The organism is Pseudomonas sp. LBUM1641, assembly GCF_059716235.1.
On sequence record NZ_CP166815.1, the window covers coordinates 4,231,502 to 4,257,300 of the forward strand.

22 protein-coding genes and 1 pseudogene are annotated in these 25,799 nt (G+C 62.3%); 12 read left to right on the forward strand and 11 right to left on the reverse strand.

Annotation, left to right across the window (positions count from 1 at the left end):
* Nucleotides 1–28: 28 nt before the first annotated feature.
* The 5 genes from ACA046_RS19500 to ACA046_RS19520 form a co-directional block, all read right to left on the reverse strand.
* Nucleotides 29–913, reverse strand: coding sequence for a LysR family transcriptional regulator (locus ACA046_RS19500; protein WP_459021705.1), 885 nt, complete (start codon nt 911–913; stop codon nt 29–31).
* A 193-nt stretch (nt 914–1,106) separates the two neighbouring features.
* Nucleotides 1,107–1,724, reverse strand: a complete 618-nt coding sequence (gene ycaC / locus ACA046_RS19505) for an isochorismate family cysteine hydrolase YcaC (protein WP_003207315.1) — start codon at nt 1,722–1,724, stop codon at nt 1,107–1,109.
* A gap of 22 nt (nt 1,725–1,746) precedes the next feature.
* Nucleotides 1,747–3,585: an amidohydrolase gene (locus tag ACA046_RS19510; RefSeq protein WP_497674756.1), complete on the reverse strand. Its 1,839-nt coding sequence runs from the start codon at nt 3,583–3,585 to the stop codon at nt 1,747–1,749.
* A complete protein-coding gene (locus ACA046_RS19515; RefSeq protein ID WP_076017006.1) occupies nt 3,582–4,175 on the reverse strand; it encodes an antibiotic biosynthesis monooxygenase in 594 nt (197 codons plus the stop codon). Before ACA046_RS19515 ends, ACA046_RS19510 begins: the two co-directional genes overlap by 4 nt.
* 80 nt (nt 4,176–4,255) lie before the next feature.
* On the reverse strand, nt 4,256–5,164 hold the full coding sequence (locus ACA046_RS19520) for a LysR family transcriptional regulator (protein ID WP_076017005.1): 909 nt from the start codon (nt 5,162–5,164) through the stop codon (nt 4,256–4,258).
* 205 nt (nt 5,165–5,369) lie between these two features.
* Between ACA046_RS19520 and ACA046_RS19525 the strand changes: the two genes are divergently transcribed.
* Both ACA046_RS19525 and ACA046_RS19530 read left to right on the forward strand, forming a co-directional pair.
* Nucleotides 5,370–5,768, forward strand: coding sequence for a helix-turn-helix domain-containing protein (locus ACA046_RS19525; protein ID WP_167663211.1), 399 nt, complete (start codon nt 5,370–5,372; stop codon nt 5,766–5,768).
* Between the two features lie 65 nt (nt 5,769–5,833).
* Nucleotides 5,834–8,626, forward strand: a complete 2,793-nt coding sequence (locus tag ACA046_RS19530) for an ATP-binding protein (protein ID WP_497674757.1) — start codon at nt 5,834–5,836, stop codon at nt 8,624–8,626.
* On the opposite strand, the gene ACA046_RS19535 is transcribed toward ACA046_RS19530, so the two are convergent.
* Both ACA046_RS19535 and ACA046_RS19540 read right to left on the reverse strand, forming a co-directional pair.
* On the reverse strand, nt 8,573–10,114 hold the full coding sequence (locus ACA046_RS19535; RefSeq protein WP_497674758.1) for an ATP-binding protein: 1,542 nt from the start codon (nt 10,112–10,114) through the stop codon (nt 8,573–8,575). The genes ACA046_RS19530 and ACA046_RS19535 overlap by 54 nt on opposite strands.
* 88 nt (nt 10,115–10,202) lie before the next feature.
* Entirely contained in the window at nt 10,203–11,153 is a 951-nt protein-coding gene (locus tag ACA046_RS19540; RefSeq protein WP_497677119.1) for a GlxA family transcriptional regulator, read from the reverse strand.
* A 182-nt stretch (nt 11,154–11,335) separates the two neighbouring features.
* On the opposite strand from ACA046_RS19540, the gene ACA046_RS19545 reads away from it, so the two are divergent.
* Nucleotides 11,336–12,058, forward strand: coding sequence for a pirin family protein (locus ACA046_RS19545; protein ID WP_076017000.1), 723 nt, complete (start codon nt 11,336–11,338; stop codon nt 12,056–12,058).
* Nucleotides 12,059–12,194: 136 nt separating this feature from the next.
* Nucleotides 12,195–12,581, forward strand: a complete 387-nt coding sequence (locus ACA046_RS19550; RefSeq protein WP_497674759.1) for a hypothetical protein — start codon at nt 12,195–12,197, stop codon at nt 12,579–12,581.
* A gap of 238 nt (nt 12,582–12,819) precedes the next feature.
* On the opposite strand, the gene ACA046_RS19555 is transcribed toward ACA046_RS19550, so the two are convergent.
* Nucleotides 12,820–13,818, reverse strand: a complete 999-nt coding sequence (locus tag ACA046_RS19555; protein ID WP_497674760.1) for a quinone oxidoreductase family protein — start codon at nt 13,816–13,818, stop codon at nt 12,820–12,822.
* 102 nt (nt 13,819–13,920) lie between these two features.
* Here ACA046_RS19555 and ACA046_RS19560 point away from each other — a divergent pair, with 102 nt between their 5' ends.
* Nucleotides 13,921–14,784, forward strand: coding sequence for a LysR family transcriptional regulator (locus tag ACA046_RS19560; RefSeq protein WP_459021720.1), 864 nt, complete (start codon nt 13,921–13,923; stop codon nt 14,782–14,784).
* Between the two features lie 6 nt (nt 14,785–14,790).
* Here ACA046_RS19560 and ACA046_RS19565 read toward each other — a convergent pair.
* Nucleotides 14,791–15,192: pseudogene (locus tag ACA046_RS19565) on the reverse strand ((R)-mandelonitrile lyase).
* A 228-nt stretch (nt 15,193–15,420) separates the two neighbouring features.
* On the opposite strand from ACA046_RS19565, the gene ACA046_RS19570 reads away from it, so the two are divergent.
* Complete coding sequence (locus ACA046_RS19570; RefSeq protein ID WP_459021722.1) at nt 15,421–16,374, forward strand: aliphatic sulfonate ABC transporter substrate-binding protein; 954 nt, start codon at nt 15,421–15,423, stop codon at nt 16,372–16,374.
* Between the two features lie 889 nt (nt 16,375–17,263).
* Here the strand turns inward: ACA046_RS19570 and ACA046_RS19575 are convergent.
* Together ACA046_RS19575 and rpiB are read right to left on the reverse strand one after the other, a co-directional pair.
* Nucleotides 17,264–18,244, reverse strand: a complete 981-nt coding sequence (locus ACA046_RS19575; RefSeq protein WP_226477269.1) for a sugar-binding transcriptional regulator — start codon at nt 18,242–18,244, stop codon at nt 17,264–17,266.
* A 63-nt stretch (nt 18,245–18,307) separates the two neighbouring features.
* The gene (rpiB, locus tag ACA046_RS19580; RefSeq protein ID WP_003215716.1) at nt 18,308–18,769 is read right to left on the reverse strand and encodes a ribose 5-phosphate isomerase B; all 462 of its coding nucleotides are present in this window, start codon (nt 18,767–18,769) and stop codon (nt 18,308–18,310) included.
* 284 nt (nt 18,770–19,053) lie between these two features.
* Between rpiB and ACA046_RS19585 the strand changes: the two genes are divergently transcribed.
* From ACA046_RS19585 to ACA046_RS19610, 6 genes are all read left to right on the forward strand, one after another.
* On the forward strand, nt 19,054–20,541 hold the full coding sequence (locus tag ACA046_RS19585) for a sugar ABC transporter ATP-binding protein (RefSeq protein WP_497674761.1): 1,488 nt from the start codon (nt 19,054–19,056) through the stop codon (nt 20,539–20,541).
* A complete protein-coding gene (locus ACA046_RS19590; RefSeq protein ID WP_010172022.1) occupies nt 20,538–21,527 on the forward strand; it encodes an ABC transporter permease in 990 nt (329 codons plus the stop codon). The genes ACA046_RS19585 and ACA046_RS19590 overlap by 4 nt, the downstream gene beginning before the upstream one ends.
* Before the next feature lie 56 nt (nt 21,528–21,583).
* The gene (locus tag ACA046_RS19595; RefSeq protein WP_017479039.1) at nt 21,584–22,591 is read left to right on the forward strand and encodes a substrate-binding domain-containing protein; all 1,008 of its coding nucleotides are present in this window, start codon (nt 21,584–21,586) and stop codon (nt 22,589–22,591) included.
* 151 nt (nt 22,592–22,742) lie between these two features.
* Complete coding sequence (locus ACA046_RS19600; RefSeq protein ID WP_076016986.1) at nt 22,743–23,498, forward strand: SDR family oxidoreductase; 756 nt, start codon at nt 22,743–22,745, stop codon at nt 23,496–23,498.
* 28 nt (nt 23,499–23,526) lie between these two features.
* Entirely contained in the window at nt 23,527–24,642 is a 1,116-nt protein-coding gene (locus ACA046_RS19605) for an MDR/zinc-dependent alcohol dehydrogenase-like family protein (protein ID WP_063031068.1), read from the forward strand.
* Nucleotides 24,643–24,795: 153 nt separating this feature from the next.
* Nucleotides 24,796–25,797, forward strand: a complete 1,002-nt coding sequence (locus tag ACA046_RS19610; RefSeq protein ID WP_497674762.1) for a dihydroxyacetone kinase subunit DhaK — start codon at nt 24,796–24,798, stop codon at nt 25,795–25,797.
* Nucleotides 25,798–25,799: the final 2 nt, after the last annotated feature.

The following is a 25,799-nucleotide window of genomic DNA, read 5'->3' on the forward strand; positions in this document are numbered from 1 at the left end:
GTATCCAACCAGCAATCAATAACCGGAGTTATGCCAACGTCAGGCTTTCACGCAAGAACTCAATCAACGCCTGCACCGGCCGTGAGCTTTGCCGGTGTTGAGGGAACACTGCCGACAGGGCCAAGGCTTCAGGGGCAAACGCTTCCAACAGGGGGACCAGGCGCCCGTCGTTCAGGGCTTCGGCGACGATAAAAGTCGGCAGGTAGGTGACGCCCAACCCGGCGATTGCCGAGTCCCGCAGCAACTCACCGTTGTTCACGCGCATGCGCCCGCTGACATTCAACACCAACGGTTTGCCCTTCACCATAAAACGCCATTGCACTTGGCGACTGTGGCCATAGGGCAAGCACGCGTGCTCGGCGAGGTCTTCCGGGGTTTGCGGGGTGCCACATCGGGCCAGGTAGTCGGGGCTGGCGCAGTAGACGCGCTGTACGCTGGCGATGCGGCGGGCAATCAGGGTGGAGTCTTCAAGTGTGCCGATGCGCAGCACCAGGTCGTAGCCTTCGCTGATCAGGTCGACGGGGCGGTCGCTGAGGTCGACTTCCACCGACACGTGGGGATAGCGCTGCAAAAACAGCGGCAACAGACTGCCCAAATGAGCCATGGCAAACGACAACGGCGCGCTCAGCCGAATGGTGCCACGGGGGTCGGTGTTTTGCCCGGAGATGCCCTGCTCCACTTGCTCGACTTCACTGAGCAGGCGCAAGGCGGATTCGTAGTAACTCTGGCCCAGCGGCGTGACGTCCAGGCGGCGGGTGGAGCGGTTGAGCAGGCGTACGCCCAGGCGTTCTTCCAGCTGGATCAGGCGGCGGCTGACAAATTGCTTGGACAGGCCAAGGTGTTCGGCTGCGGCGGTGAAGCTGCCGGATTCCATGACCTGGCAAAACAGGCGCATGTCTTCGAAGGGGTTCATTGTCGCTTCTCGGTGGACGCTGGGCTGTTTTATAGCCCGCCAGTCGCCACACCACAAATCAAATATCGATACCCATGTGGAGAGGGAGCTTGCTCCCGCTGGGCTGCGTAGCGGCCCCAAAAATCCTGGGAGCGCTTCGCACTCCAGCGGGAGCAAGCTCCCTCGCCACAAGGTGGTTACTTCGGCCCTGAGGTTACTTGGCCGTCAGCGCCGAGTAGCTGTTCATCAGGTTGCGATAGTTGGGAATGCGCGGCGACAGCAGGTTGGCCAGGCCTTCCATGTCGTTGCGCCAGTCGACCTGCAGCTCACACGCCACCGAGAACCAGTTCACCAGTTGCGCACCGGCGGCCGTCATGCGCGCCCAGGCGGCCTGTTGCACGGTTTCGTTGAAGGTGCCCGACGCATCGGTAACCACGAACACTTCAAAGCCTTCAGCCAGCGCCGACAGCGTCGGAAATGTCACGCAGACATCCGTCACCACACCGGCAATGATCAGTTGCTTGCGCCCGGTGGCTTTTACCGCCTTGACGAAATCTTCGTTGTCCCACGCATTGATCTGGCCAGGACGCGGGATGTACGGCGCGTCCGGGAACAGTTCCTTGAGCTCCGGCACCATCGGACCGTTGGGGCCGCTTTCGAAGCTGGTGGTGAGGATGGTCGGCAGTTTGAAGAACTTGGCCAGGTCCGCCAGGGCCAGTACGTTGTTCTTGAACTCGTTGGGTGAGAAGTCCTGTACCAGCGAGATCAGGCCGGTCTGGTGATCCACCAGCAGTACCACGGCATCATCTTTGTTCAGGCGTTTGTAAGTCATGGGTGAACTCCTTGGGTTGTATTCAGAAGGCAAAACATGAGCAGCCAAATGCGCCCCAGAAACCCTGGAAGTCGCTGACCGGTACGTTCGACAGACGCGCCCGTTCATGGCTATGGGAATGCACGCCACACGGGCCGCTGCACTGGTGAACCTGGGCCTGCAGCGGTGCAGTCGGGCGCCAGTGGCCCGGCACCTTGGCCACCGGCGACCAGTCCGGCAGCACGGGCACGCGAGGCGGTGCGAAATCTTCAAAGTCGCCGGCGCCGTAGACCACCTTGCCGCCGACCACGGTGAGTACCGATTCGATCCACTTGATGGCTTCTTCGTCGACGCTGAAGAAATCCGCCGACAGTGCCGCCACGTCCGCCAATTGGCCGACCCTGATCTGGCCCTTCTTGCCCTGTTCGGAGGAGAACCAGGCACTGCCATGGGTGAACAGTTCCAGGGCGGTCAGCCGGGGCAAACCTTCGGCGTGCAGCTCCAGCCCGCCCACCGTGCGACCGCTGACCATCCAGTACAGCGAGGTCCAGGGGTTGTAGCTCGACACTCGGGTGGCGTCGGTACCGGCACCCACCGGCACGCCCTCGGCGAGCATGCGCTTGATCGGCGGCGTGGCCTCGGCGGCCTTGGCGCCGTAGCGCTCCACAAAGTACTCACCCTGGAACGCCATGCGGTCCTGGATCGCGATACCGCCGCCCAGTGCCCGCACACGTTCGATGTTCTGCGGGGTGATGGTTTCGGCGTGGTCGAAGAACCACGGTAGGCCGTTGAACGGGATGTCGCGGTTGACCTTCTCGAACACGTCGAGCATCCGCGTGATCGACTCGTTATAGGTGGCGTGCAGACGGAACGGCCAGCGCTGTTCCACCAAGTGGCGCACCACGGGTTCCAGCTCCTGCTCCATGGTCAGCGGCAGGTCCGGGCGTGGCTCGAGGAAGTCTTCGAAATCCGCCGCCGAGAACACCAGCATCTCGCCGGCGCCGTTGTGGCGCAGGTAGTCGTCGCCCTGGTGCAGGGTCACGCTGCCGGTCCAGTTCTTGAAGTCGTTGAGTTCTTCCTTGGGCTTCTGGGTGAACAGGTTGTAGGCGATGCGCACGGTCAGTTGCTGGTCCTTGGCCAACTGCTCGATCACGGCGTAGTCGTCGGGGTAGTTCTGGAAACCGCCGCCGGCGTCGATGGCACTGGTCAGGCCCAGGCGGTTGAGTTCACGCATGAACTGGCGGGTGGAATTGACCTGGTATTCCAGGGGCAGTTTCGGGCCCTTGGCCAGGGTCGAGTAGAGAATCATCGCGTTGGGCTTGGCCACCAGCATGCCGGTGGGGTTGCCGTTGTGGTCGCGTACGATCTCGCCGCCGGGCGGGTTCGGCGTGTCCTTGGTGTAGCCGGCCACACGTAGGGCGGCGCGGTTGAGCAAGGCACGGTCATACAGGTGCAACACGAACACCGGCGTGTCGGGTGCAGCCTGGTTGAGTTCATCAAGGGTGGGCATGCGTTTTTCGGCGAACTGGAATTCGTTCCAGCCGCCCACCACCCTCACCCACTGCGGCGTGGGCGTACGGTCGGCCTGGTCCTTGAGCATGCGCAGGGCATCGGCCAGGGACGGCACGCCTTCCCAGCGCAGTTCGAGGTTGTAGTTCAGGCCGCCACGGATCAGGTGCAGGTGCGAGTCGTTGAGGCCAGGGATGACGGTGCGGCCCTTGAGGTCGATCACCTGGGTGCCACTGCCGCGCAGGGCCATGGCTTCGCCGTCGGTGCCCACCGCGACGAAGCGGCCCTGGTGAATGGCGACTGCCGTGGCGCGGGGGTTTTCACGGTCCACGGTGTGAAACTGGCCATTGAACAGAATCAGATCGGCGTTCATAGGGTTTCCTTTACAGAGGCTTCAAGCCAGGGAGCGAACAGGCGGGTGGCCGCCGGCATCAGCAGGTAAACCACCAGGACAACGATGGTCACGGTGACCAGGAAGGTGGCGACGATGTAGTTGGACAGAAACGGATGCAGCCTCAGTACCGGGCCCCAGATGATCGGCACCAGCAAGGTCAGCGGCAGGATCACCAGCAGCGTGACCACCGCCTGCTTCCAGCGCGGCGGCTTGGCAGCGGCATCGGCCAGGGGCGAAAACCAGAACTCGTTGACCGCGCCGACTTCAGTCTGGTCGCCGTCGGCCAGCATCGGCGCCGCTTCGTTGATCAGCTCCAGGCGCTGCGGCGAATCGAGCCAGCGCTCCAGGTCATCGGTGGAGCGGTAACGCAGCACGCAGGTGAACAGCGCCAAGCCGCCCTGCCGGGTGCGCACCACGTCGACGCCGAGATGGCCCGGACGTTCGCCGGCGATACGCACGATGCGCCGCAGCCAAGCTTCATAGTCGGCTTCGTGGCCGGGCTTGATGCGGTGTTTGACCACCAAGGTGACAACCTCGTCCGGGCCGCCTTGTTGCGTTGCTGAGTCCATCGTGCCCCTCCCCTTAATACGTGAGCGATGGCCGCAGTGTGGGGTGTCACGTAGCGGAAAAATTGGATGTACGTGCTCTGTTAGAGCGCCCGCGACATGTGTTCGCCAATCCGCGATCGCAACCAGCGTTCCGCCGGGTCGTTGTCGTGCACCCCACTCCACACCATCGACAGCTCTGCGGCATCGATGCTGAACGGCGGGTCCTCGGCCCGTAAGCCGCTGCCTTGGGTCAACGCGCAGGCGGCATAATCGGGCACCGTCGCAATCATCTCGCTGCCGGCCAACAGGTCCCGCAACCCGCTGAATTGCGGCACCGCCAACACCACTCGCCGGGCTCGACCGATGCGCGCCAGATCCAGGTCGATATTGCCGCTCAAATCACCGGAAAACGAAACCATGGCATGGGGCCGCGAACAGTAGTCATCCAGGGTCAACGGTTCAGGCCGGTCGTCCCCCCGCAGGACCTTGCATGGAATGTCGCGCAGCTTCTTGCGCTTGGCATTGGCCGGCAGCTCGGTGGTGTAGCTGACCCCCACGGAGATCTCGCCACTGGCCAACAACGCCGACATCAGCAAGTAGTTCGCGCGCCGCACCACCACGATGATCCCCGGCGCCTCTTCGCGCAGCTGGCTGAGCAACGGTGGAAACAGCCCGAACTCGGCGTCGTCCGACAACCCGATGCGAAACACCGCGCAACTGGTGGAAGGGTCGAAGTCCTTGGCGCGGCTGACCGCGCCGGAAATGATGTCCATCGCCGGTTGCAACTCCTTGAGGATCGCCACGGCCCGTGGCGTGGGCTCCATGCCGCGACCATTGCGCAGCAGCAGCGGGTCATCGAACAGGTCGCGCAACCGGCCCAGGGCCGCACTCACGGCCGGCTGCCCCATGAAGAGTTTTTCGGCAACCCGGGTCAGGTTCTTTTCGAACATCAGGGCCTCGAAAATCACCAACAGGTTCATGTCGACGCGGCGCAGGTCGTTGCGATTCATAGGGTTTACCGGAGGGTGAACAGGCCGCCAGCTAAACACGTTCAAGGCGTGCGCAATTGCATGCCTGTGCTGTCTTTTCCCCCCGGACACCTGGCGAAATTAACAACGATTAACTCGCCAGCCAGACAGGCCGGAGCGAAAAATACGCCGGTCTACGCTGGATTTTCATTCACCGGGAACGCTCCCATCGACCACGGAATCTGTCATGGCCCGACTCGAGCACATCGCACCTGCCCCGCACTCACGCCCCTCCGCCACCGGCGGCCTGTGTGCCCGCCGCGAACGCATGGTCAAGCAGTTGATCCTGGCGAACCTGGGAGAAAGCCTGGAAGTCACGGAACTGGCGCGGGCATGTGCGCTGTCCCGTAGCCATTTCTCTCGCGCCTTTAAATGCAGTACGGGCCTGTCGCCCCAGGAATGGATTCGCCAACAACGCATCCAGCGGGCCAAGGAACTGATCGTCAGTTCCGCCTTGAGCCTGACTCAAATCAGCCAGGAATGCGGTTTCTGCGACCAGGCACACTTCTGCCATATTTTCAGCCGCAGTGAAGGCGTGAACCCCATGACCTGGCGTAACCACCAACTTCGCGTGATCGCCGCCTAGTGGTGATTGCACCCGGGCGCAAACCTCTGGAATATGCACCACAGACCCCACCCCAGAGCCCGCGCATGAGCAACCCCGCCGACCAGGCCATGCATTTCGGCCCCTACCGGATTCACCCGCGCCAGCGCGTGGTGCTGGAGGGTGGCCAGCCGTTGCGCCTGGGCCGGCGGGCGGTGGATATCCTCCTGATTTTGCTGGAGCACGCCGGTCAGGTGGTCAGCAAACAGGAACTGATCGCCCGGGTCTGGCCCAGGACGGTGGTGGAGGATGGCAACCTGCGGGTGCACATGGCAGCCCTGCGCAAGGCGCTCGGCGACGGCCAGGCCGGGCAGCGCTATATCGTCACCGTGGCCCAGCGTGGCTACAGTTTTGTGGCCCCCCTGAGCGTCGACCCCACAACGTTGGAGGGCGACGCCGCTTCGCCCTATCCAGGGCATAACCTGCCGCTGCGCCGCACGCGAATGCTGGGGCGCCAGGCCCTGATCGAAAGCCTGGTGCAACAGTTGCCTCACCACCGCTTCATCACCCTCACGGGTGCAGGGGGTATCGGCAAGACCACCGTCGCGCTGCGAGTGGCTGAACTGCTGATCGGACGTTACCGCGACGGCATCCGTCTGCTGGACCTGGCGCCCCTGAGCCAGCCCTCGATGATCGTGCCCAACCTCGCCGCCCTGCTGGAGCTTACGCCACCGAGTCACGACCCCTTGTCCGGCCTCGCCAGCCTGTTGCGCGAGCGCCAGATGCTGCTGGTGATCGACAACTGCGAGCACCTGCTCGACGATATTGCGCTGATCAGCGAAACCCTGCTGCGCCATGCCCCTCAGTTACACATTCTGACCACCAGCCGTGAAGCGCTGCGCGCCGAGGGCGAGTTCGTGCAGCGCCTGGAGCCTTTGGCGTGCCCGCCGGCCACCGGCGGCCGCGCCGAAGCCATGGCGTACCCCGCGCTGCAATTGCTGGTGGAACGGGCGCTGTCGCGCTGGGACGGCTTTGAACTGAGTGACGCCGAGCTGCCCCTGGCCATCGATATTTGCCGACGACTGGACGGTATTCCCTTGGCGATCGAGCTGGTGGCGGCGCAAATCGAACGCTTTGGCCTGAAGGGCTTGCTGGTGCAGATGGAGGACAACTTTCGCCTGTTGACCCGTGGTCGACGCAGCGCCCTGCCCCGGCACCAAACGCTGCGCGCCACCCTGGAGTGGAGCTTCGATCTGCTGACCGCTTGCGAGCAGGTATGCCTGCGGCGCCTTGCGGTGTTCCGGGGTAGTTTCACCCTGGCATCGGCGGCGGCGGTAATCGCCGGTGAGCACATTGCGCCGATGGAGGTGCTGGGCTCGATCACGCAGTTGGTGGCCAAGTCGCTGCTCAACGTTGAGGTGGGCGACGAAGAGGTGGCCTATCGGCTGCTGGACATCACCCGGACCTATGCCCTGGAGAAACTCAGTAGCGCCTGCGAACTGGAGGCCAGCCGTGAGCGACACGCCGGCCGCTGCCTGACGCTGATGAATCAAGCGCAAGCCGACTGGGAACGAGTGCCCACCCAGCAATGGCTCGACCGTTATGCAGCCTGTCGCGAAGACGTGCGTGCGGCCCTCGACTGGGGGTTGCGCGAGGAAGGCGCGCCGTTGCTGGCGATCCGCCTGACGGTCAGTGCAATGCCGCTGTGGCAGGAGCTGTCGCTGCTCACCGAGCACGGTTTGTATGTGGGCAAGGCCCTGGCCTTGCTTCAGCAATCGGCAGCACCCTGCCCACACTTGCACCTGCAACTGCAGTTGGCCCTGGGCAGCTTTTCCTATCACACCCAGGGCGCAACCCCGCAGACCATCAATGCCTTTGAGCATGCACGGCAACTGGCCGAAGCCAGCCACGATGTCGCCGGCCAGCTCAGGGCGGTGTCCGGCCATATGGCCGTCAACCTGTGCAACGGCAACTACCGCCAGGCCCTGCGCCAAAGCCTGCATTTCGACCGCCTGGACCCCAACGCCCAACCGCTGCTGGACTTGAGCGCCCAGCGCCTGCGAGTACTGGCGCAACATTTCGCCGGTAACCAGGCCCTGGCGCGGCACAACGCCGAACAGATGATGCAGCGCATGGCCCACAGCGGCCACCTCAATCGCTTTACCCATGGATTTGGCGTGCAATACGACCAGAGCGTGGCATCGCTGACGGTGCTGGCGCGCATCCTCTGGCTACAGGGTTTTCCGGAGCGCGCCTGGCGCACCGCCCGACAGGCGCTGGAGCTGGCGCTGCAAATCAATCACGGCACCTCGATCTGCTACACACTTGCCCTCTCGGGCGTCGTCATCGCCCACTACAACGGCGACGACGCGACGGCAAGGTCAATGCTGGAGCTGTTGTCGCAGCAGGCACAGAAGCACTCGGTGTTGCTGTTTGACACCTGGGCCAGGCATTACGCCCTGGCATTGGACGCAGGGGTGCCCGAGGACGATGTCGACGGCCTTGGCCTGATCAAGGACATCGTTGCGACCTTGCGCACAAGGGATGTGGATGAGGCCTGCTTCGAACGCGCCAGGCAGGGCAATGCGGGTTGGTGCACCGCAGAAATCCTGCGGGCGCGGGCCGAATCCCTGCTGCTGCGCCCTGACCCGCTCGCGGCGCAAGCGGCTGAAAGGCTGCTGCTGGAAGCGCTGGGGCTGGCTCGTCAGCAAGGAGCCTTGGCCTGGGAACTGCGTTGCGCCCTGTCCCTTGCCCGGCTATGGCAGCGCGAGGGTCGACAGGCTGCCGCACGCGAGCTTTTACAAGCGGTGTATGGGCGCTTCACTGAAGGATTTTCCACGCCGGACCTAGTGAGCGTGCGCCGCTTGCTCGACGAACTGCACCACCCGCTGCCGGCCTGAGAACGGCTCGAGCTCGTAGCCTTGTTGCAACAGCATCACCTGGGCCGGGTCACCCAGGCGGGCCAACGCGTAGGCACGCACGCTATTGAGCAAACGATAACGCCGGAGACCGGGACCGGGTTCGACGGTCAGCAGCGAAGTCGCCACCAACCGTGCCAGCAGATAAGACAGGTCGGCGTGTTCCAGCTCAGTGCCGGCAACCAGCGCGCCCAGCGTCGGCACGGTCACCGCCATCTTGAACAGGCCCAGTTGGAGGAACAGCCAGCGCTCCGGCAGGCTCAAGCGATCATAGGTCCAGTCCAGCGCCGCGCTCATGGATTGATGGCGCTCTACAGCCGTTCGCCGCCCGCGAGTCAGCACCTGTAAGCCGTTTACCAACTGCGCTTGCAAACTCTTGACCCCAAGGGCGTCGACCTGGGCTGCCGCCAGCTCCAGAGCCAACGGAATACCGTCGAGGCGCCGGCAGATTTCCCGCAGAGGCGCCAGGTCTTGCCTGCGTAACTCAAAGCCTTGCTGACTGGCCTGGGCCCGGCTGACAAATAGCTGGACCGCAGGCGAATCCAGCGTCTGCTCAACGCCCGCCAATGCCGACAACGGCGGCAATGCCAACGCGGGTACGCGCTGGGCCCATTCGCCAGGAATATTCAGGGCTTCGCGGCTACTCAGCAGCAACGTTACCTGAGGCGCCATGCCCCGTAGAGCCAATACCAGGTTGCGGCAAGCAGCCAATGCCTGTTCACACCCATCAAGCACCAGCAGCAACTGCCGTGACGACAGTTGTCGGCAAAAGCCATGCAACGTGCCGCCCGGTTCAACCTCAATCCCGAGCACCATGGACAATTGACGGACCACGTCCGATAACCGACTGATACCGGCCAACTCCACCCGCCACACTCCGTCGCGATAGCGCGGCAGCACCTGTGCGGCCAGGTAGAGGGCCAGGGTGGTTTTGCCGATACCGGCGCACCCGGTGAGCGTCATCAGCGTTTGCCCCGGCAAACGCCGGGCAAGGGCATGGGCCAGCGGGTCCAGGCCGAACACCGGTACCAGGCGCGCCGGCAGATTATGCTGAGGCAGAGGCTGCGCAGGTGCTGACTGTGTCGGCTGCGTCGCGACAAAACAATAACCGCGTTGCGGCAGGTTGATGATATAGCGCCGCCCGTCCTCGCCATCGGCCAGGGCACGGCGCAAGGCCGCGATGTGCACCCGCAGGTTGTTCTCCTCCACCACACTGCTGGGCCACACCCGTGCGATCAAGGATGCCTTGTCGACAAACTGCCCGGCCTGCTCCACCAGCACCCCAAGAATGTCCAGGGCGCGCCCGCCCAACGGCAGCGGCCGGCCCTCTTCGCACACCAGGCGCTGCTGGGGGTAAAAGGTGAAGGGGCCGAAGCGCACGGCGCATTCCGGTTCAATCGTATGAAGGCTGTTCATGCTCGTCAAAGCGCTGGAACACCCGGCCTTGGGCGCCTGCGCATCCTTTTCCATGAGACTGACAGCTATCTTGCCAGCTACCGGTGACAGGACAATGCTGGCACAGGGATCCACACGGACATTCAGGTGCGCCAGACGGACATCAGCTGAATTGCTGGCGGTATTGGGTCGGGTTCAAGCCGAGTTTTTCACTGAACAGAGACCGCATATGCCGCACGCTGCCAAACCCCGCGTGAAACGCGACGGTCTTGAGTGGCAGGTCGGTGCTTTCCAGCAAGTGCCGGGCACGATCGATGCGGGCACCTTGCAGGAAGGCCATCGGGGTCATCTGCACTTCCTTGGCGAACACCCGCGCAAAGTGCCGCGTGCTCATGCCCGCCAACTGCGCCATGGACTCGATGGTAAAGGCCTGGTCCAGCCGCTCCAGCACATGGGTCTGCACCCGGGTAATCGCGGTTTCCTGAGAGGCCACGGCTGCGGTCATCGGGCTGAACTGGGCTTGACCGCCCTGGCGCTTCATCACCACCAACAACACCTTGGCCACATCGACGGCCACCTGCTTGCCGTGGTCCTGGGCAACGATGGACAGCGCCAGGTCGATACCCGCCGTCACACCGCCAGAGGTGATAAGCCGACCGTCTTGCAGGTAGATCCGGTCGGTCTCGACCATTGCCTTGGGAAAGGCCTTGATCAGCCGTTCGGTGTAATGCCAGTGAGTGGTCGCGCGCTGGCCGTCCAGCAAGCCCGCGTACCCCAGCACAAAGGCGCCGGTGCAGATGGAGCCGAATCGCCGGGCGCGGGGCGCAGCTGTCTTGAGCCAAGGCAACAGCGCGGGATGGCATTCGTTATAGGCGCCGGGGCCGCCGGGGACCAACAGCAAGTCATAAGCCTCTAGGGCCTGATCCAGCTGCAGATCAGGGTGCACCACCACGCCATTGGAGGCCCGCAGCGACCCGGGCTCAGTACCGATGGTCAGGACCTGATAGTGGGCTGACGGCTCCAGGTAACGATTGGCAATGGAGAACACTTCCAGTGGTCCGGCCATGTCGAGCAGAAGGAAGTCAGGAAACAGCGCCATGGCCACGGTTTTCATTGTCAGGAATTGTCCGTTGAGAGAGATGAGCTTGAGCATTATGGCACGCTGAGCACTGTCAACTCATACAGGACAGTAATTCCGGTTTCAGCTTCTTAATCAACCTTTCGCTAACCAGTAACCTTCTTCTCACACCGAAGCCCTGCATCTCGCAGCCAAGCTTCCCTTGAGGAGAACACCCCATGCTGACCCTTCGCAAAGCCTCGGAACGCGGCGCCGCCAATCACGGTTGGTTGAAGTCGTTCCACACCTTCTCGTTTGCCAACTACTGGAACCCCAAGGAACAGGGTTTTTCCGACCTGCTGGTGATCAACGATGACCGGGTTGCCGCCGGCAAGGGCTTCGGCCAACACCCGCACCGCGACATGGAGATTTTCTCCTATGTGCTCGAAGGTGCCCTGGAACACAAGGACACCCTGGGCACCGGTTCGGTGATTCGCCCCGGCGATGTGCAACTGATGAGCGCCGGCAGCGGCGTGGCCCACAGCGAGTTCAACCACAGCCACACCCAGGGCGTGCACTTCCTGCAAATCTGGATCGTGCCGCAGGTGGCGGGCGCCGAACCGCGCTATCAGCAGGAGCACTTCACCGAGGCGCAAAAACGCGGCCGGTTGCAGTTGATCATCTCGCCGGAAGGCACCGACGGCTCCCTCGGCGTGCGCCAGGATGCGCGGGTGTATGCCGGGCTGTTCAACGGCTTTGAAACCGCCAGCCTGCCACTGGCCCCGGAGCGCTACGCCTACATCCATGTGGCGCGGGGCAGCGTTGAAGTCAACGGCCAACGCTTGCACGAAGGCGACGGTGCGCGAGTGCGCGATGAGCGGGAAATTCACCTGAGCCATGGCGAGGACGCCGAGGTGCTGGTGTTCGACCTGCGCCCTCAGGAATTGCCTGAAATGCCGTGATAGTCGGCGCGATGGCCCGGGAAACCGGGCCATCGCTGGCGTCGATAGTCACCATCAGCCCAATGAAGTTCTCTAAAAAAATCCACCGCGTAACATCACATCCATACCAACCAATGACATCCCGGAGCACACCCTCATGAAACGCCAACTCTTGCTTAGCCTCGCTTTCTCGGTACTTGCTGTAAGCGCCTTTACCCAACCTGCCCTCGCTGAAGGCGGCGCGGATCGCCTGATGGACAGCCGCGTGGCTGAGGGTGGTTCTGACCGTATGCTGGAACGTCGCGTTGCTGAAGGTGGCTCTGATCGCCTGCTGGAACGTCGCGTAGCCGAAGGTGGTGCAGACCGTCTTCAAGAAAACCGCGTAGCCGAAGGTGGTGCAGACCGTCTTCAAGAAAACCGCGTAGCCGAAGGTGGTGCAGACCGTCTTCAAGAAAACCGTGTAGCTGAAGGTGGTGCAGACCGTCTTCAAGAAAACCGTGTAGCTGAAGGTGGTGCAGACCGCCTGATGGAAAACCGCGCATAACCCCTGTCGTTCGCGGTTCACCCCCAGCCGGCCTGATCAGCCGGCTTTTTTTCGCCTGCTATTAACTGATCCTCACAAGCGCCACGACCACTGTGGCGAGGGAGCTCGCTCCCGTTGGGCTGCGCAGCAGCCCCAATGAACTCACTGCGTTTCTCGAGGAAGACCCCATTGGCAGGTTTTGGGGCCGCTTCGCAGCCCAACGGGAGCAAGCTCCCTCGCCACACAAGCTCTCTCGCAGTTAGTGAAGTTCACGATCCAGCCACACCACCGCCTTGCCAATCTGCTGCCGCGCCTCAATCCGCGCGTGCACCTGCTGCACTTCTTCCAGCGCGTAATGCCCTTCGATATCCACTGTCAGCGAACCTTCGAGCATCGCCGCGAACACCGCATTGGCACGCCGTTGCACGGTCGGGCCGTCGGCCATGTGGTCGTTGAGCCGTGGGCGAGTCAGGAACAGTGAACCGGCTTCCCCCAACTCCATCGGGTCCAGATCAGTGATCGAGCCCGAGACATTGCCGTAATTGACGATCAACCCTTGCGTGCGGCACGCCCTGAAGCTCTCGCGCAAGGTGGCCTTGCCCACCGAATCGAACACCACATCCACGCCCTGCCCCTGCGTTGCCTCCAACACCCGCTCGGCAAACCCGTCGTATTGCCAGGCCTGATCGGCGCCACGCTGCAGCGCAATCGCGCACTTTTCGGCGCTGCTGCCGGTGGTGAACACCGTGGCGCCGAGCCGGTGGGCCATTTGCACCAGCAACTGGCCGATGCTGCCGGAAGCCGCGTGGATCAAGCAGCGGTTGCCCGCCTGCAACCGCGCGACATCTTCAATCAGGTAGTGAGCCGTGCAGCCCTGGAACATCGCCGCAGCTGCTTGATCGAAGCCGATCGCATTCGGAATTTGCGCCACCCGCGCGGCGGGTACGCTGGCGTATTCAGCAAACGCGCCCCAGGCAATGCACCAGGCCACCCGATCACCCGGAGCCAAATGGCTCACGCCCTCGCCCACCGCCACCACCACACCCGCCCCTTCCATACCCAGAGTGCACGGCAGCCGTACCGGGTAGGTCACCGACTTGGCGTACTTGCCTTGGCGGGTGTGCACATCCATGAAATTGATCCCGGCACAGGCCACCTTGACCAGTACATGGCCGGCGGTCACCTGGGGTTTGTGCACATCAAGGCGCAGTTGAACGACCTCAGGGCCGCCGTAGGTTTCAAGGGTAAGGGCTTTCATCACGGGACAACTCCGTTTGCGGTGGGAATGCGCCATGGTAAAAGCCGCTACTCTGTACGAGAATTCCCCAATACATCCCACCCTCCGTGCGGAAATAACCCGATGTTCGACTGGCAGGACCTGTATTTCTTCACCGTGTTGGCGCGCACCCAGTCGCTGTCGGCTGCCGCCCGCGAGCTGCAAGTGGAACACGCCACCGTTGGCCGCCGCGTCGATGCCCTGGAAAAAGCCCTCGGTGTCAAACTGGTAGACCGCCTGCCCCGCAGCCGGCCGCTCACCGAGGAAGGCCGGGCACTGGCGAAATTGGCGGCAGGCATGGGCGACATGGCCACCGAAGTGATGCGCCTGTCCCGCGTGGCCTCGATCGAAGTGGCCGGCACCGTGCGTGTCAGTTGCCCACCGTCGATTGCCATCCACTGCATCGCGCCCCACGTCGCACGCTTCAGGGCGCAGTATCCCAAGCTGAATATCGTGTTGATGTCCTCGACAACGCTCGCCGCCCTTGACAAAGGCGAAGCCGACATTGCCCTGCGCACGGTGCGTCCCGATGAGGAAGCGCTGGTACGCAGAAAGGTCGGCGCCGTGCGTTTCGGGCTCTATGCCACGCCCGAGCTCAAACAACTACCCGCTGAACAGTGGACGTTCATTGCCTATGACGCCACCCGCGACCACCTGCCCCAACAGGCGTGGATGCATCAGGTACGCGGCAACCGCACGATTGCCTTCGCCGCCAGCGACCTGATCACCCAGCAAATGGCTGCCCGGTCCCAAGTGGGTGCAGTGGTGTTGCCCACGCTGGTGGGTGATCACGACGCGGCATTGGTGCGGCTGGCAACGAACACCGAAGGCCCGGTTCGCGATATCTGGCTGACGGTGTATCCGGATATGCGCCGCTCGCCTTCGGTGAAGGTGGTGATGGAGTTTTTGGTGAGTTGTATTGAAGGCGAGCCGCAGTTGCGGCGGTGAAGCGGATTACTGCGCCGCGTACTGTGAGTCGCTGACCTGTTCCATCCAGTCCACCACCTTGCCGTCGAGCATTTCGCTAATCGCGATATGGGTCATGGCGGTGTTCGCCGTGGCGCCATGCCAATGCTTGACCCCGGGCGCAATCCAAACCGTGTCGCCGGGACGGATTGATCTTACCGGTTGCCCCCATTTCTGAACCTGGCCCAGGCCTGCAGTCACGATCAGCGTCTGACCCAGCGGGTGGGTGTGCCAAGCGGTACGCGCGCCGGGTTCGAAGATGACGAAGGCCCCGGTGACGCGTGCCGCGTCGGTGCCCTTGAAAGGTGAGTCGACGCGTACCGTGCCGGTGAAATAATCCGCAGGGCCTTTTGCAGAAGGCTAGGAACCGTTGGGCGTGATGGTCAGCATGGGTGTCTCCTGTGCCTGTGAATCGAGTGCCAGTAATGACAATGAAAGCGCGGTGGCTGCGAAGCTGGTTTTCATAGGCCGGTCATCCTTTCCAGGGCGCATGCAGCCTCCTTTTCCCTGACGTTGAAAGGCCATCCGGTAAAGCCCTAAGCTAAGACCGAAAAATTATTTATCGAATAATTTTTAGAACAATAAGCTGACCTTAATCCATTAAGAGTCGAGCACGCCATGCCCCTGTTTTCGCTCCATCGCCTTTTCATCACTGGCCTGGCCACGCTGGGCCTCTGCACCGCCCTGAGCACTCAAGCCCAGGAAACTGTGCGCATCGGCTACCAGAAATCCTCGACCCTGATCACCCTGCTGAAAACCCAGGGCACCCTGGAAAAAGCCCTCAAGGCCGACGGCATCGACGTGACGTGGCACGAGTTCCCCAGTGGCCTGCCACTGCTGGAAGCACTGAACGTCGGCAACGTCGACATCAGCGCCGACGTAGCCGACACCGTGCCGATCTTCGCCCAGGCCGCCCAGGCCAAGCTCACCTACTTTGCCCAGGAAGCGCCCTCGCCCCAAGCCCAGGCGATTGTGGTGCGTAAGGATTCGCCGATCCAGCAACTGGCGGATTTGAAAGGCAAGAAAATCGCCGTGACCAAGGCTGCCGGTACTCACTACCTGCTGATCGCCGCCCTGAACAAGGCAGGCCTGGCCTTCTCCGATATCGAGCCGGCGTACCTGACGCCTGCCGACGGTCGCGCGGCGTTCGAGAACAACAAGGTTGATGCGTGGGTCACCTGGGAACCCTTCCTCAGCAGCGTGCAGCGCCAACTGCCGACCCGCACCCTCGCGGACGGTACTGGGCTTGCCAGCTACAAGCGCTACTACCTGACGGGCACGCCCTACGCCAAGGCGCATCCAGAAGTGCTGAACGTGGTGTACGAGCAATTACACAAGGCTGGCGAGTGGGTGAAGAGTCACCCGCGTGATGCTGCGAAAGTGCTTGGCCCGTTGTGGGGCAACCTGGATGTGGACACCGTCGAGGCCGCCAACGCTCATCGTAGTTATGAGGTGCAGCCGGTGGCGCTGGATCAACTGGGTGAACAGCAGAAGATTGCCGATGCTTTTTTCAAGGCGGGGTTGTTGCCCAAGGCGGTGGATGCGCAGGATGTGCAGGTGTGGAAGCCTTGACGGTTCAGTTGCCATTTGGGGTTGGGGCTGGCTGGGCTGGGCTGGGCTGGGTACATATCCGTTATTTAGGTAACGGCCACCTATGGTTTCGCTCTTACAGCGAGTCACTTTGCAAAAGCGGCAAAGTAACCAAAACGCTCTGCCCCGCCTGTCGGCACCTCGCTTAGGCTCGGTGTTCCCTCACTCCGGCATTACTCCGCGGGCCGCCGCGACGGGCCATCCATGGCCCGGCGCGGCTAAACCGGCGTCCTGCCGGTTTACCCGCTCCGCAATACCTGCGTTCGGCCTCGGGCTGAATGGGGCAGTCAGATCAAAAGCAGATCAAAAGCAAGAGCACAGCGGCCTACAGGCCGGCTTGAGTGTTAAAAGCAAAAGCAAAGCTGCTTTTATGTGGGAGCGGGCTTGCTCGCGAAAAACCTGAGGGCGCCGCGTTGAGTCAGGATGCCAACGTCATCGTTAACGACCTTCGCGAGCAAGCCCGCTCCCACATTTGGACCGTGCCCGCTTTAGCTTTTGATTTGGCTGTTGCTGTTGCTTCACCACACTCAAGCCGGCCGGTAGGCCGCTGTGCCCTTGATCTGCTTGTGATCTTGATCTTAGGCGCCCCGTTAAACCACGCTGGCCGAACGCAGGCAGTACGGAGCGGGTAAACCGGCAGGACGCCGGTTTAGCCGCGACGGGGCAGGGACGCCCCGTCGCGGCGGCCCGCTTCGTGCTGCCGGAGTGCGGGCACACCGAGCCCAAGCGAGGTGCCGAGTGGTGGGGCAAGAGCGTTTTGCTTACTTTTGCGCTGTTCAAAAGTGAGCCGCTGTAAGAGCGGAACCCATTTCAGCCATAACAAAAATAACGGATATACACCCAATCCAAAAAACGTGACCTATCGCCCAGGTCAGCCTTTGCGCGTCGCATCATCCAGCGCCAGGATGGTATGAGCATTGGTCACCGTGGTCGCCAGCGTATTGATCACCCCCGACCGCAACGCCCCCAACGTCGCCGCCGCCTTGGTATTTTCACTGGCAATCGCCACCACATCCGGAATCCGGAACAGCTCCTGCACCGTCAACCCGATCACCCGCCCTTGAATCGCGTTGACCGCCGGCTGGCCATGAATGTCGATAAAGTCATACCCCATCATGTCCCCAACCGTGCCGGACAAACGCGCCTGAGCAATCTCCTGCGGTGAAAACCACCCCATGCGCACCATGTTGCTATTTTCACTCATGTCACCGATGCCGATCAGTGCCATGTCGGCACGGCGGGCACGGTCAAGGGTAGAACGCACGGTATCGTTGCTGATCAACACGCCCCGCAGTTCCGGATTAGCCACCAGAGCCGGGGCGTACAAGCTTTCACTTTCGCCACCAAAACGCAGGGCCAGGCGCCGGCAGATGTGGTCGGGGTTCATGTATTCGCCCGCCTTGAGCGAACCGCCGATGGCGCACACAAACGTGCAATTGCGGGTCACCGGCAGGAACACGTTATCGGCCACCGCGCCAACGTTACGGCCCATGCCGACCGCGACGATCATGCCGTCGCTGAGGGTTTTGTTCAGGTAGTTGGCCACCAGGCTCGCAACCGCCGAACGCTGGGTGTCGGGGTCGCTGTGGTCGACCGCGATCAAGGCGCGGTCCAGCTGGAAACGATCCACCAGCGCCTGTTCCAATTCGTTGTTCATCGCCGGATGCTGCAACACCCGCACCTCGACGATGCCTTCATCCCGTGCGCGTTTGAGCAGGCGGCTGACTTTTGCCCGGGACAGGTCGAAGCGCTTGGCGATGGCTTCCTGAGTGACGTTCTCAAGGTAATAGAGCATCGCCACTTCGGTCATCAGGTCGATGTCGCTGGCGATGCGCTGGGTACTGTCACTCATGGGCACGGGCTTCCGTTTCGGTGTCAAAGGCGCATTCTCCCGACTCTTGCCCCGTTCCGTCCACTACTGATGCCCGTCACGCTCGATCGCGTTGATGCGGTCGACCTTGGCCCCGGAACGCGCGGCTTCGAACTCCGACTCCAGGAAGGACTTGACGATGCTCTTGGCCAGTTCCGCACCGATCACCCGTGCACCGATGGACAGGATCTGCGCATCGTTGCTCTTGCGCGCCCGCTCCGCCGAATAGGTGTCGTGGGCCTGGGCCGCACGAATCCCCAGGACTTTGTTGGCCGAGATGGCCATGCCGATACCGGTGCCGCACACCAGCACCCCCAGCCGCTGTTCACCGGCGTTGATCGCCGTGGCCACCGCCAGGGCGATGTCCGGGTACAGCACCGGGGCCGTGGAGTGGGTGCCGAAGTCGGTCACCGGGTAACCCAGCGCCTCGATATGGCGCTTCAACAGTTCTTTGAGCTCATAACCCGCTTCATCGCATCCGATAGCCACCGGGAAAGGTGTGTTCATGGCGTTTGGCTCCGCTGCCGTTTTGGGTACTTTCGAATGATCATATGATCACTCAATGAAATTTCGCTCAGTCATTTCTCGGATATTCCAGGCGCCCTGTCAAGCAAGATTTAGCTGACCTTACAGTCAAAGCCCTCTAAATCGGCATACTTTGCGCAAAACCACCCATTTACAACTTTTCAGTGAAAGAGATTGACTGATCAGAATTTCATTTGATACACATATGCTCACAGCGAAACATGACTGTGCGACCTAATAAGAATTCACAGCACGAGGACACGCCGATGGCCACGCCATTACTGCTCCAGGCTGAACACGTCGCCAAGGCTTACGCCGGGATCCCTGCCCTGCGTGAGGGGCGCCTCTCTCTGCGGGCCGGCAGCGTCCACGCCCTGTGCGGCGGCAATGGCGCAGGAAAATCGACTTTCCTGAGCATCCTGATGGGCATCACCCAGCGTGACGCCGGGACCATCCTGCTCAACGGCTCACCCGTTCAGTTCAACCGCCCCAGCGAAGCATTAGCGGCGGGAATCGCGATGATCACCCAGGAGCTGGAACCCATTCCCTACATGACCGTCGCCGAAAACATCTGGCTGGGCCGCGAACCGCGCCGCGCCGGCTGCATCGTCGACAGCAAGGAACTCAACCGGCGCACTCGCGAGCTGCTGGAAGGCCTGGAGTTCGACGTCGACGCCACCAGCCCCATGCATCGCCTGAGCGTGGCGCAGATCCAGTTGGTGGAGATCGCCAAGGCATTCAGCCACGACTGCCAGGCGATGATCATGGACGAGCCCACCTCGGCCATCGGCGAGCGCGAGGCCGAAACCCTGTTCAAGGCAATCCGCCGCCTCACCGCCCGTGGTGCCGGCATCATCTATGTGTCGCACCGCCTCAGTGAACTGGCGCAAATCGCCGACGATTACAGCATCTTTCGCGACGGCGCCTTCGTTGAGACCGGGCGCATGGCCGATATCGACCGCGCCCACCTGGTACGCGGCATCGTGGGCCAGGAACTCACCCGCATCGACCACAAGGTCGGCCGCGAATGCGCCGCCGAATGCTGCCTGGATGTCGACAGCCTGAGCCGCGCCGGCGAGTTCCAGGACATCAGCCTGCAACTGCGCCAGGGCGAAATCCTGGGCATCTATGGGCTGATGGGATCGGGCCGCAGTGAATTCCTCAACTGCATCTACGGCCTGACCACTCCGGACTCCGGCAGCGTGACCCTGCAAGGCAAACCGATGCCCATCGGCCTGCCCAAGGCAACGATCCAGGCCGGCATGTCACTGGTCACCGAAGACCGCAAGGACAGCGGCCTGGTGCTCAGCGGCAGTATCCTCTCGAACATTGCGTTGTCGGCGTACAAGCAGCTGTCGAGCTGGTCGCTGATCAATGCGCGCAAGGAAAACCAGCTGGCCCAGGACATGGTCAAGCGCCTGCAGATCAAGACCACCTCCCTGGACCTCCCAGTGGAATCCATGAGCGGCGGCAACCAGCAAAAAGTGGTGCTCGCCAAATGTCTGTCGACCCAGCCGATCTGCCTGCTGTGCGACGAGCCGACCCGGGGCATCGACGAAGGCGCGAAGCAGGAGATCTATCACCTGCTGGACCAGTTCGTGCGCGCCGGTGGCGCGGCGATTGTGGTGTCGTCCGAAGCCCCGGAATTGCTGCACCTGAGTGACCGTATTGCCGTGTTCAAAGGCGGAAGGCTGGTGACCATCAGCAGCGATACCGCCCTTTCCCAGGAAGCCTTGTTGAGTCTTGCCTCATGAATGCCAAATCACTTTCTACACCTGCAGCCGCCCCCATCACGACCGCACCCCGCAGTCGCCTGCGCTTGTCCCTCGACCGCTTCGGCCTGCCGCTGGTGTTTATCCTGCTGTGCCTGGTGATGGCCTTCGCCAGCGAGTACTTCATGACCTGGCGCAACTGGATGGACATCCTGCGCCAGACCTCGATCAACGGAATTCTCGCCGTGGGCATGACCTACGTGATCCTGACCAAGGGTATTGACCTGTCGGTGGGCTCGATCCTGGCGTTTGCCGGGTTGTGCAGCGCCATGGTCGCGACCCAGGGGTATGGCGTGCTGGCCGCGGTCAGCGCCGGGATGTTCGCCGGGGCGATGCTCGGGGTGGTGAACGGCTTTATGGTCGCCAACCTGTCGATCCCGCCCTTTGTCGCGACCTTGGGCATGTTGAGCATTGCCCGGGGCATGACCTTCATCCTCAACGACGGCAGCCCAATCACCGACCTCCCCGACGCGTACCTCGCGCTGGGCATCGGCAAGATCGGCCCGATTGGCGTGCCCATCGTGATCTTCGCCGTGGTCGCGCTGATCTTCTGGATGGTGCTGCGCTACACCACCTACGGCCGTTATGTGTACGCGGTGGGCGGCAACGAGAAGAGCGCGCGCACCTCCGGGATCGGCGTGCGCAAGGTGATGTTTTCGGTGTACGTGGTCTCGGGGTTGCTCGCCGGGCTGGCCGGTGTGGTGCTGTCGGCACGCACCACCTCCGCCCTGCCCCAGGCTGGTACCTCATATGAGCTGGACGCGATTGCCGCCGTGGTGATCGGCGGCACCAGCCTGTCGGGCGGCACCGGCACGATTGTCGGCACGCTGTTTGGTGCGCTGTTGATCGGCGTGATCAACAACGGCCTGAACCTGCTCGGCGTGTCGTCCTATTACCAGCAGGTCGCCAAGGGCCTGATCATCGTGTTCGCAGTCCTGATTGATGTGTGGCGCAAGAAAAAACGCTAGTCGATTTTCCTCGAAACCGAACTGAACGACCTACAACAATAAGCGGAGTTCTCATCATGAAAGTTGGTATTTCCCTGGCCGCCGTCGCGGCACTCTCCCTGCTCGCCAGCAGCATTGCCCTGGCTGCCGATGGCAAGACCTACAAGATCGGCGCCGCGGTGTACGGGCTCAAGGGCCAGTTCATGCAGAACTGGGTACGCGAGTTGAAGGAACACCCGGCCGTCAAAGACGGCACCGTGCAACTGACCGTGTTCGACGGCAACTACGACGCCCTGACCCAGAACAACCAGATTGAAAACATGGTGACCCAGCACTACGACGCGATCCTGTTTGTGCCCATCGACACCAAGGCCGGCGTCGGCACCGTTAAGGCGGCCATGAGCAATGACGTGGTGGTGATCGCCTCCAACACCAAGGTGGCGGACGCCAACGTGCCTTATGTCGGCAACGACGACGTGGAAGGCGGCCGCCTCCAGGCCCAGGCCATGGTCGACAAACTCAAGGGCAAAGGCAACGTCGTGATCATCCAGGGCCCGATTGGCCAGTCGGCACAGATCGACCGGGAAAAGGGCGAGATGGAAGTGCTGGGCAAGCACCCGGACATCAAGATCATCGAGAAGAAAACCGCCAACTGGGACCGCGCCCAGGCCCTGGCCCTGACTGAAGACTGGCTGAACGCCCACCCCAAAGGCATCAACGGGGTAATCGCGCAAAACGATGACATGGCCCTCGGCGCGGTGCAGGCATTGAAGTCCCATGGGTTGTCGTCCAAGGATGTGCCGGTGACCTCCATCGACGGCATGCCGGATGCGATCCAGGCCGCGAAGAAAGATGAGGTGACCACCTTCCTGCAAGACGCCCAGGCCCAGTCTCAAGGCGCGCTGGATGTGGCGCTGCGAGCGTTGGCGGGCAAGGATTACAAGCCGCAGTCGGTGATCTGGGAACGCTATGGCAAGGACGTGAAATGGGGTGACGGCACCGCCAAGAACTACATCCTGCCGTGGGTGCCGGTGACCAATGCGAATGCGGATGCGCTGTATCAGCAGGTCAGCGGCACGAAGTAAGTTTTGACTTGAAACCTGGTCAAGTGTGGGAGCGGGCTTGCTCGCGAAAGCGGTGGATCATTCAACAGATGTGCCACCTGATACACCGCTTTCGCGAGCAAGCCCGCTCCCACATTGGATCTCCACCGATCTGAAAAATGGAGTCATGTTCATGTCTGGATTCTGGAATCAAGCCTTCGACCTCACCGGCCGCTGCGCCGTGATCACCGGCGGGGCCGCCGGGATCGGTCTGGCTTGTGCCAGCCTGCTGGTGGAACGCGGCGCACGCGTCGCCCTGCTCGACCGTGACCCGGCCGTGGTCGAAGTCGCCGCCAGCCTCGGCGCCGGGAACATCGGCATCGCCGTCGACCTGCGTCAACTCGACCAGGTGCACAGCACCGTCGACTACGTATTCGATCACTTCAAACGCCTGGATTACCTGGTCAACAGCGCCGGCGTCGCGCTGCTGGACAAGGCCCTGGACGTCAGCGAAAACGCCTGGGACACCACCCTCGACATCAACCTCAAGGCGAGCTTCTTCGTGGCCCAGGCCTGCGCCAAACACATGCTGGCCCAGGGCAGCGGACGCATCGTCAACCTCGCCTCCCAAGCGGCGGTGATCGGCCTGGACCGTCACGTCGCGTACTGCGCCAGCAAGGCCGCCGTGGTCGGCATGACCAAGGTATTGGCCATGGAATGGGCGCCCCACATCAACGTCAACGCCATCTCCCCGACCATCGTCGAAACCGCCCTGGGCAAAAAGGCCTGGGCCGGCGAGCTGGGGGAACGGGCCAAATTGCAGATCCCGGCGGGCCGCTTTGCCCAGCCGGAAGAAATCGCCGGGCTGGCGTTGTACCTGCTCAGCGACGCCGCACAAATGATCACCGGCGAAAACGTGGTGATCGACGGCGGCTACAGCATCCAGTAATTCATCTTTTGTCGTGAGGTTTATCGTCATGTCTACCGTTACCGAACGCACGCCAGAGCAACTGTCACCCGTCATTCCAAAAACCATGCAGGCCGTGGTCTGCCATGGGCCCGAAGACTATCGCCTGGAGACCGTCGACGTGCCGACGCCCGGCCCCGACGAGATCCTGACCAAGGTCGAGCTGTGCGGCATCTGCATGGGCGACATCAAGACCTATCGCGGCGCGCCGTCGTTCTGGGGCGACGCCGAGCAGCCGCGCTACGTGAAGCCGCCGATGATTCCCGGCCACGAATTCGTGTGCCGCGTGGTTGCCCTCGGCCCAGGCGCGGAAAAACGTGGGGTGAAGGTCGGCGACCGGGTGATTTCCGAACAGATCGTGCCGTGCTGGGGCTGCCGCTTCTGCAACCACGGGCAGTACTGGATGTGCCAGAAACACGACTTGTACGGTTTCCAGAACAACGTCCAGGGCGCCATGGCCCAGTACATGATCTTCACCAAGGAAGGCATCATCCACAAAGTCCCGGACTCGATTGCCCCGGACGAAGCCATCCTGATCGAACCGCTGGCCTGCTCACTGCACGCAGCGGAGCGGGCGAATGTGGATTTCGACGACATTGTGGTAGTGGCCGGCGCCGGTACGTTGGGCCTGGGGATCATCGGCGCGGTGCGCATGCGCAACCCGAAAAAACTCATCGTGCTCGACATGAAACCCGAGCGCGCCGCCCTCGCCCTGCGCATGGGTGCGGATGAAGTGTGGAACCCGGCCGAAGTCGACGTGATGGCGAAGATTCGCGAAATCACCGATGGCTACGGTTGCGACATTTACATCGAGGCCACCGGGCACCACAAGGCGGTGAACCAGGGCCTGGCGATGCTGCGCAAGCTGGGGCGCTTTGTGGAGTTCAGCGTGTTCAACGACGAGGCCACGGTGGACTGGTCGATCATCGGCGACCGCAAGGAACTGGACGTGCTGGGCTCACACCTCGGGCCGTACATGTACCCGCGCGCCATCGACTTTATCGGTAACCGCAAGATCGACATGCGCGATGTAGTGACCCACAAATTTGCCCTGGCAGACTTCAAGGAAGCGTTTGCGGTGATGGAACGCGGGGACAAGTCGCTTAAAGTCGTGCTGGAACCCTGAAACACGCCAAAACCGCTTTTACTGTAGGAGCGAGCTTGCTCGCGAAAGTCGTTAACGATAATGCTCGCGTCCTGAATCAACGCGGCGCTCTCTGGTTTTTCGCGAGCAAGCTCGCCCCTACAGTTGATCAAAACAAAAACAGGAAACCGCGTTATGAATCGAGTGATAAACGATCCGGATCAGGTGGTCGAGGACATGCTGCGGGGCATCTTGGTCGCGCACCCCGAGCTGCGCCAATACGAAGCAAATCCACGGGTGATCGGCAAGTCCAAGCCGTCGCCACAGGGCCGCGTGGGCATCGTGACCGGCGGCGGTTCCGGCCATGAACCGGCCTTCCTCGGCTATGTCGGCCCCGGCCTGGTAGACGCCGTGGCCGTCGGCGAAATCTTCTCCTCTCCCACCGCCAAAAGCTTCTTCGACGCCTTCCGCGCCGCCGACCATGGCGCTGGCGTGGCGTGCCTGTACGGCAACTACGCCGGCGACAACATGAACGTGAAGCTGGCAATGAAAATGGCCGCCAGCAAGGACATGCAGATCCGCACCGTGGTCGCCAACGACGACGTGGCTTCGGCGCCCAAGGCCGACATCGCCAAGCGTCGCGGGGTGGCAGGCGAGATCTTCATGTGGAAGGTCGGCGGTGCAGCTGCTGCCCAGCATTACGATCTGGACGGGGTGATTCGTGTCGCCCAGAAGGCCGTCGACAACTGCCGCTCCATCGGCATCGGCCTCACGCCCTGCACCATCGCGGCGGTGGGCAAGCCGAACTTCCAGATTCCTGACGGGCAGATGGAATTGGGCATCGGCCACCACGGCGAACCGGGCATCGAGGTGATCGCCATCGAATCCGCCGAAGCCATGGCCGCGCGCATGCTCGCGCCGATCCTCGCCGACCGTGACTTCAGCCAGGATGACAGCGTGGTGGTGCTGGTCTCGGGTCTGGGCGCGACGCCGGTGATGGAACTTTACATTTTCTACGCCGAGGTTGAACGTCAGTTGCAGGCCAGGGGCTTGAAGATTCACCGCTGCTACGTGGGCAACTACTTCACCTCACTGGAAATGATGGGCGTGACCCTGACGTTGCTGGGCCTGGACGCCGAGCTGAAAACCCTGATCGACCAACCCTGCCGTTCCATCGGCATGACCCAGGCGGAATAAAC

Bases quoted from the DNA above. Each gene is read 5' to 3' on its own strand.
- ACA046_RS19500 (WP_459021705.1), bottom strand. From the start codon at position 913: ATGAACCCCTTCGAAGACATGCGCCTGTTTTGCCAGGTCATGGAATCC.
- ycaC (WP_003207315.1), bottom strand. From the start codon at position 1,724: ATGACTTACAAACGCCTGAACAAAGATGATGCCGTGGTACTGCTGGTG.
- ACA046_RS19510 (WP_497674756.1), bottom strand. From the start codon at position 3,585: ATGAACGCCGATCTGATTCTGTTCAATGGCCAGTTTCACACCGTGGAC.
- ACA046_RS19515 (WP_076017006.1), bottom strand. From the start codon at position 4,175: ATGGACTCAGCAACGCAACAAGGCGGCCCGGACGAGGTTGTCACCTTG.
- ACA046_RS19520 (WP_076017005.1), bottom strand. From the start codon at position 5,164: ATGAATCGCAACGACCTGCGCCGCGTCGACATGAACCTGTTGGTGATT.
- ACA046_RS19525 (WP_167663211.1), top strand. From the start codon at position 5,370: ATGGCCCGACTCGAGCACATCGCACCTGCCCCGCACTCACGCCCCTCC.
- ACA046_RS19530 (WP_497674757.1), top strand. From the start codon at position 5,834: ATGAGCAACCCCGCCGACCAGGCCATGCATTTCGGCCCCTACCGGATT.
- ACA046_RS19535 (WP_497674758.1), bottom strand. From the start codon at position 10,114: ATGGAAAAGGATGCGCAGGCGCCCAAGGCCGGGTGTTCCAGCGCTTTG.
- ACA046_RS19540 (WP_497677119.1), bottom strand. From the start codon at position 11,153: ATGAAAACCGTGGCCATGGCGCTGTTTCCTGACTTCCTTCTGCTCGAC.
- ACA046_RS19545 (WP_076017000.1), top strand. From the start codon at position 11,336: ATGCTGACCCTTCGCAAAGCCTCGGAACGCGGCGCCGCCAATCACGGT.
- ACA046_RS19550 (WP_497674759.1), top strand. From the start codon at position 12,195: ATGAAACGCCAACTCTTGCTTAGCCTCGCTTTCTCGGTACTTGCTGTA.
- ACA046_RS19555 (WP_497674760.1), bottom strand. From the start codon at position 13,818: ATGAAAGCCCTTACCCTTGAAACCTACGGCGGCCCTGAGGTCGTTCAA.
- ACA046_RS19560 (WP_459021720.1), top strand. From the start codon at position 13,921: ATGTTCGACTGGCAGGACCTGTATTTCTTCACCGTGTTGGCGCGCACC.
- ACA046_RS19570 (WP_459021722.1), top strand. From the start codon at position 15,421: ATGCCCCTGTTTTCGCTCCATCGCCTTTTCATCACTGGCCTGGCCACG.
- ACA046_RS19575 (WP_226477269.1), bottom strand. From the start codon at position 18,244: ATGAGTGACAGTACCCAGCGCATCGCCAGCGACATCGACCTGATGACC.
- rpiB (WP_003215716.1), bottom strand. From the start codon at position 18,769: ATGAACACACCTTTCCCGGTGGCTATCGGATGCGATGAAGCGGGTTAT.
- ACA046_RS19585 (WP_497674761.1), top strand. From the start codon at position 19,054: ATGGCCACGCCATTACTGCTCCAGGCTGAACACGTCGCCAAGGCTTAC.
- ACA046_RS19590 (WP_010172022.1), top strand. From the start codon at position 20,538: ATGAATGCCAAATCACTTTCTACACCTGCAGCCGCCCCCATCACGACC.
- ACA046_RS19595 (WP_017479039.1), top strand. From the start codon at position 21,584: ATGAAAGTTGGTATTTCCCTGGCCGCCGTCGCGGCACTCTCCCTGCTC.
- ACA046_RS19600 (WP_076016986.1), top strand. From the start codon at position 22,743: ATGTCTGGATTCTGGAATCAAGCCTTCGACCTCACCGGCCGCTGCGCC.
- ACA046_RS19605 (WP_063031068.1), top strand. From the start codon at position 23,527: ATGTCTACCGTTACCGAACGCACGCCAGAGCAACTGTCACCCGTCATT.
- ACA046_RS19610 (WP_497674762.1), top strand. From the start codon at position 24,796: ATGAATCGAGTGATAAACGATCCGGATCAGGTGGTCGAGGACATGCTG.